Source organism: Sutterella sp. (assembly GCF_052272535.1).
In the GTDB taxonomy this organism is placed as follows: domain Bacteria; phylum Pseudomonadota; class Gammaproteobacteria; order Burkholderiales; family Burkholderiaceae_F; genus Sutterella.
Genome location: NZ_DAVZJY010000159.1, coordinates 1 through 5,744 on the forward strand (window position 1 = coordinate 1; position 5,744 = coordinate 5,744).

Sequence of the window (5,744 nt, forward strand, 5' to 3'; positions counted from 1 at the left end):
CCGCCCGGCTGCCGGACTGCGCGGGATCTTCAGGGGCCCTTGCGCCCGCGGCCCCTCCGCGCCCGTCAAGGTTCTCATCAAGAGGCGCGTCCTCGACGTCTTCGGCCCACTCGAGCGCGAGGTCGAGGGCGTCGACTTCCCGCATCAACGCGCGGTACGCCGGATTGCCGGCCGAAAGGCAGCTTCGCCGCCCGTAGTCGTTTCGGAGCTCAACGAGCCTCCAAGCGTCCGACCCCGCGAGGAGGTTCGCGATCCACCGGTCGGTCACGGCGCCGAGCGTGCGGGAGACCTCACGCCTGCCGCACGTCAGAAGGCGCTCGTCGTCGGCGGCGGGCCGGAAGCTGCGGAGGTGCTTCTTCATCTTCATTTTTTCTTTCGTCCTATTTTTTTGAAGAGACGACACCATTATGCGCCTCTCTTGCGTCATAGCGTGACGCACTCGGACAAAAGCAGCCTGCCCAAAGATCGGACGGAACGCCGTTGCGGCGCTGCACCCAGCACCGGCAGGCCGTCACGAAATCGTCATCAAAGGTTCATGCGACCGAGACGGGGCGTTCATAGACTCGAATCCCGTTCGAGGCCGGAATCCCTCCGGCCGCACTGCCTTTGGACCCTAGGCGCCCGTCCCCCCGAGCAGGAGGACCCGCGCGGTCAGACAATCATGAGCATCACCCTTGCGGGCGTGACGAAGTCGTTTGGCGGCGTCACGGTGATCCCGCCGCTCAATCTTGAATTCGCGACGGGAGCGTTCACGACGCTCCTCGGGCCTTCGGGCTGCGGGAAGACGACGCTGCTGAGGATGATCGCGGGGCTAGAAACCCCCGACGCGGGTGAAATCCACTTCGACGGGAAGCCCGTCTGGAGCGGCGCGCAGGGCGTGAACCTGCCGCCCGAAGACCGCGGCATCGGCTTCGTCTTTCAGGACTTCGCGCTCTGGCCGCACCTCTCCGTCTTTGAGAACGTCGCCTTTGCGCTCCGTGCGCGCGGCGACCTCACGGACCTGAGGGCGCGCGTCGCCGAAGCCCTCTCGCTCGTTGGGCTCGCGGACTTCGCCAAACGGCGGGTTTCCGAGCTCTCGGGCGGCCAGCAGCAGCGCGTCGGATTCGCCCGCGCGATCGTCCCGCGCCCGAAGATCATCCTCTTCGACGAGCCGCTCTCGGCGCTCGACGCCCTGCTGCGCGAAACCATGCGCTTTGAGATCACCGCGATCACGCGGCGCCTCGGCATGACCTCCATCTTCGTCACGCACGACCAGATGGAGGCGATGAGCATGAGCGACCGGATCGTCGTAATGCACAAGGGCGCCGTCGAACAGACGGGGACGCCCGAAGAGATCTACCGGCACCCGGCAACCCGCTTCACCGCCGACTTCGTCGGAAAGTCGAACTTCATCGACGCGACGCACCTCTTCCGCCCCGAATCCGCCGGCCTGCTCCTCGGGGACGCCCCCGCTCCCGACCCCGTCTGCGAAATCTTCCGCGCCTCAGTCGAGCGGGTCGAATACCTCGGAAACCGCTGGCTCGTTGAAGCGAACGCCGCGGGCCGCCGCTGGCGGCTTGAAGCCCGCCGGCCGCTTCCCGTAGGAACGTCGCTGCGCGTAGCCGTCCACCCCGCCGACATCGTGCAGGTGGGCGCTTGAACCGCCTCCGGCTCCAACCCATTCATCTTCATCCTCAGGGAGGATCATCGAGAAATGCTCAAGAACATGCTTGCCGCCGGCGTCGCCGCCGCGGTGCTCTTCTCCGGTGCGGCCGTCGTCTCCGCCGCCGAGAATTCGGTGACGGTCTACATGCCTTCGCCCAAGGGCCTCAACGCCAAGTACGTCGCCGCATTCGAGAAGGAGACCGGCATCAAGGTGAAGCTCTTCGAAGGCACGACGGGCAAGATCCTCGCGCGCCTCGAAGCCGAGAAGGCGAACCCGGTCGCCGACGTGGTGGTCCTCGCCTCCTGGTCCGACGGCCTCGCCGTCAAGAAGTCCGGCATCCTCGCCGCCTACCCGCAGGCGAAGAACGTCGAGAAGTTGCGCGCCGACTTCGTCGACGCCGACCGCACGCTCTTCGGCACGTCCGCCTCCGCGATGGGCGTCATCTGGAACAAGACCCTGATCCCGGAGCTCAACGCCGACTGGAAGGAGCTCGCCGACCCGAAGTACAAAGGCCAGGTCGCGATTCCTGATCCGGAGAAGTCGGGCTCGTGCAAGGACTTCCTCGCCGGGTACCTCTACGCCACGAAGGGCGACTGGAGCGCCTGGGAGGGGATGGCGAAGCAGGGCCTCGCCGTCGCGGGCGCCAACAAGGCGGCGCTTGAATCCGTCCTCACCGGCGCCAAGGCGGTTCTCGTCGCGGGCGTGGACTACAACGCCTACGCGCAGATCAAGAAGGGCGAACCGATCGGCATCTACTACCCGGCTTCGGGCACGGTCGTGAACCCCCGCCCGGCGATGATCCTCAAATCCGCGAAGAACCCCGAGGGTGCGCGCGCCTTTGTGGACTTTCTCCTCTCCGACAAGGCGCAGAATCTCGTCGCCCAGGCTTATCTCCTCCCGGGCCGCACCGACGTGAAGGCCGAGGGACGCCTCGGGCTCGATGAGATCAAGACCTTCTCTAACCTCGACTGGAACGCGATGATGAAGTCGTCCGACGCCGAGGTCGCGAAGCTCATGCAGATGACGAAGGGGAACCGCTGACCCCTGCAACTTCCCGGCCTTACTTGAGTTTCGAGGCGCGTCCCAACCTTCCCGCCCGCCCAGGCCGGAGGGTCCCGGCGCGCAGCTCCCTTCAACCTTCCGACTTCCTTCTTGAGCCGGCCTCCCGCGGACGCCAACGTGCGTCTGCGACGAGGCCGGCAGCCTCCTCCCCATGCCGTCGAGCGCCTCCCGTCTCACGCGGCTCTCCGCTCTCGTTGCGCTCGCCGCCCTTCTTTTCTTCATCCTCCTCCCGCTCGCGGGCATCTTCACGACGGCGCTCTCGGGCGAGGGCGGCTGGTCGCTCGACCACGCGCTCAAGGCGCTCGCCGCCGACGACAACCTCGAGACCGTCGTCAATTCCGTCGTGCTCGCGGGACTCGTGGTCCTAGTCACGACGGTCTTCGCCACGCCGCTCGCGCTCCTTCTCGCGCGCACGCACTGGGCGGAGTCGAAGTGGCTCGACGTCGCGCTCCTCATTCCCTTCATGACGCCCCCCTACATCGGCGCGATGGGATGGATCCTCTTCATGCAGAAGCGCGGGCTCCTCGAGCAGATGGTCCCGGGCGTCGCACCCTATACCTCCGCCTTCTTCAGTCTCGGCGGGCTCGTCTTCGTGATGAGCCTGCATGCGCTCCCCTTCATGGTGACGATGATGAAGAACGCGCTCCTGCGGGTGCCGGGAAACCTCGAGGAGGCGGGCGCCGTCGCGGGGGCGGGCTTCCTCATGCGCATGCGGCGCATTCTCCTGCCGCTCGTCACCGGGAACTATGCGATCGCGATGCTCCTCGTCTTCGTGAAGACCCTCGCCGAATACGGCACGCCCTCGACCCTGGGGCGGCGCATCGGGTTCGACGTCTTCACGACGAAGATCCACGCCTACGCCACCACCGCACCGGTCGACTTTGCGTCGGCCGCCACGCTCTCCCTCGTCCTCATCACGATCTGCATGGTGATGTGGATGCTGCAGAGCTCGATCACGGCAAGCCGCTCCTTCCGGCTCGTGGGCGCCAAGGGCTCGCGGGCTGCGAAGTGGCGCCTCTCGACCTGGGCGCGCCGGGCGGCCGGAGGCTACATCGCCTTCGTGCTCTTCCTCTCGATCCTCGTTCCCTGGTTCTCCGTTCTCGCGACGAGCCTCATCAAGATCCGCGGCTACGGCCTCGCCTGGGGTAACTTCACCGTCAATCACTACGTCGAGCTCTTCTCAGAGGACGTCGAAGGCTTGTCGGCCTTCACCACCTCCCTCGGGCTCGCGCTCGCGGCGGGCTTGATCGCGAGCGTGCTCGGCACAGCGGTGGTCCTCCTCGTGCGCCGCTCGGGCCGCGTCGGGCGCTTCGTCGAGGGGACGGCGCTCATTCCAGAGATGCTCCCGAGCATCGTCCTCGCGATCGGCCTCATGCTCTTCTGGAACCGGATCTACGCCTATGCGCCGCTCTACAACACGATCGGCTTCATGGTGTTGGTCTACGTGATCCTCTATCTGCCCTACTCGATCCAGTACGTCTCTTCGGCCTGGATGCAGATGAGCCCGTCGCTCGAAGAGGCGGGCCGGGTTGCGGGCGGGTCGCCCGCCTTCGTCTTCCGGCGCGTCACGCTCCCGCTCATCGCCGCGGGCGTGATCCAGGGCTTCATCATGATCTTCATCATCGTGTTGCGCGAACTCGTCGCCGCCTCGCTCATTTCGCCCCCGGACGTCCTCGTGATCTCCACCTTCATCGTGAACGAGTTCGAGCAGGGCTCGGCCTCGGTTGCGATGGCCGCCGCCTTCCTCTGCGTGGCGATCTCGGCCTTCATGCTCTACCTGCTGCGCGTGCTCCTCGCGCGCGTCAAGGGCGCGGGCGCCTTCTAAGAGCCCTCCGAAAGCCCGGCTGAAACATGTACCCAAGGCGAAGGACAGCTTTCATAGGTAAAATCAAGCCTTTGCCCTGATCCCACGTGCGCCCCGTATCCGCGCACCCCTCAGACCTCAGGGCTCGGACACATCGGCGACATTCAGCTGGAGCGGCACATGCAGAGCTTCACGAGCGGCAGCAGCTGGGAGTGCGCGGAGTGGTTTGAGACCTTCTCCGAGCACTTTCCTCAATACACATCTCCGGGAATCCGGATCGCGGCGCAGGAGCGTCTGCACGGACTCAAGCAGAAGCGCCTCACCTGGGACGCGACCTCGCGCACGGTGCGGCTTTCGCTCACCAACTCCCGCGGGAAGCCCTACACGCTCGCGCTCCACTTCTATCCGGCCGCCTCGCCCTCGCTCTCGAAGATCCTCGAACAGGCCGCGAAGACGCCCGGGCTCGTGCCCTGCCTCGCCGCGGGGGATCTCCCGCCCGCCTTGAACGACGCCGTGCGCGCCTCGGGCGAAGACGTGTTTCTGCGCACCAAGGGCGCGGTGGAGTTCGACCCCGGCATGATGGCGAGCGAATGCGCGCTCCTCATCGCCGCCTTCATCGAAGAGCTTGAGACGGAGCCCGGCCGTTGGTTCCGCTTCATCGGGCTCGACTTCGCCAAGGGCGCCGAGAAGATGCTCCTCGGCGGCCGCGAATCGGCCGCTCCCGAAGGCGCCGCCCCCGAAGGCGCCCGGGCTCCTGATGACCACCCGGATCCCGTGCGGCAGCTCGACGAGCCGCTCTCGGGCCTCTTCGAATACGCCGACTTCACGGAAGTGATCGGGAACGAGGCGTCCGGCATCCGGCCGCTCGGACTCCCCGAAATGGACCTCGAGGGCGAGGTGCAGCGCCTGCGGCTTTGGTCGCCCGGCCTCTGCCCGCCCTTGGGCACGACCCTTGTGGACGCGCTCCCCGCGACGGGCCTCTCCGCGGTGGAGGCGAAGCGCTCCTGGTGCGCCTTCGGAGACCCCGACGCGCGCGAATTCCTGCAGACGGTGGTGCGCGCGGCCGCCCATGCGGCCAATGAATCCGTCTCGGCCCTCGCGCGCCGCGAACTCCGTCAGGAAAAGAACCCGGCGGTGACGGCGAACCCGAAGTGGACGAAGTTCATCGAGAAGGAGGTCGACGTGCGGCTGCGCGAGCCCGTCCCGGGGCTCGGGCTCCGCGCGGGCGTCACG

Annotated in this window: 4 protein-coding genes and 1 pseudogene; 4 read left to right on the forward strand and 1 reads right to left on the reverse strand. The window is 66.7% G+C overall.

Features of this window, described 5'->3' with window-relative positions:
- Positions 1 to 361 (reverse strand): hypothetical protein (locus ACT6Y9_RS08155; RefSeq protein WP_443744171.1); only part of this gene is annotated, 361 nt, incomplete at its 3' end.
- 300 nt (positions 362 to 661) lie between these two features.
- Between ACT6Y9_RS08155 and ACT6Y9_RS08160 the strand changes: the two genes are divergently transcribed.
- The 4 genes and pseudogenes from ACT6Y9_RS08160 to ACT6Y9_RS08175 form a co-directional block, all read left to right on the forward strand.
- Positions 662 to 1,639, forward strand: coding sequence for an ABC transporter ATP-binding protein (locus ACT6Y9_RS08160; protein ID WP_443744172.1), 978 nt, complete (start codon positions 662 to 664; stop codon positions 1,637 to 1,639).
- 54 nt (positions 1,640 to 1,693) lie between these two features.
- Positions 1,694 to 2,686, forward strand: a complete 993-nt coding sequence (locus tag ACT6Y9_RS08165; protein WP_443744173.1) for an extracellular solute-binding protein — start codon at positions 1,694 to 1,696, stop codon at positions 2,684 to 2,686.
- A 172-nt stretch (positions 2,687 to 2,858) separates the two neighbouring features.
- Positions 2,859 to 4,532 carry an ABC transporter permease gene (locus tag ACT6Y9_RS08170; protein WP_443744174.1) on the forward strand — a complete coding sequence of 558 codons (1,674 nt, stop codon included), beginning with the start codon at positions 2,859 to 2,861 and terminating at the stop codon, positions 4,530 to 4,532.
- A gap of 159 nt (positions 4,533 to 4,691) precedes the next feature.
- Positions 4,692 to 5,744, forward strand: a pseudogene (locus tag ACT6Y9_RS08175) (DEAD/DEAH box helicase); the annotation flags it as partial.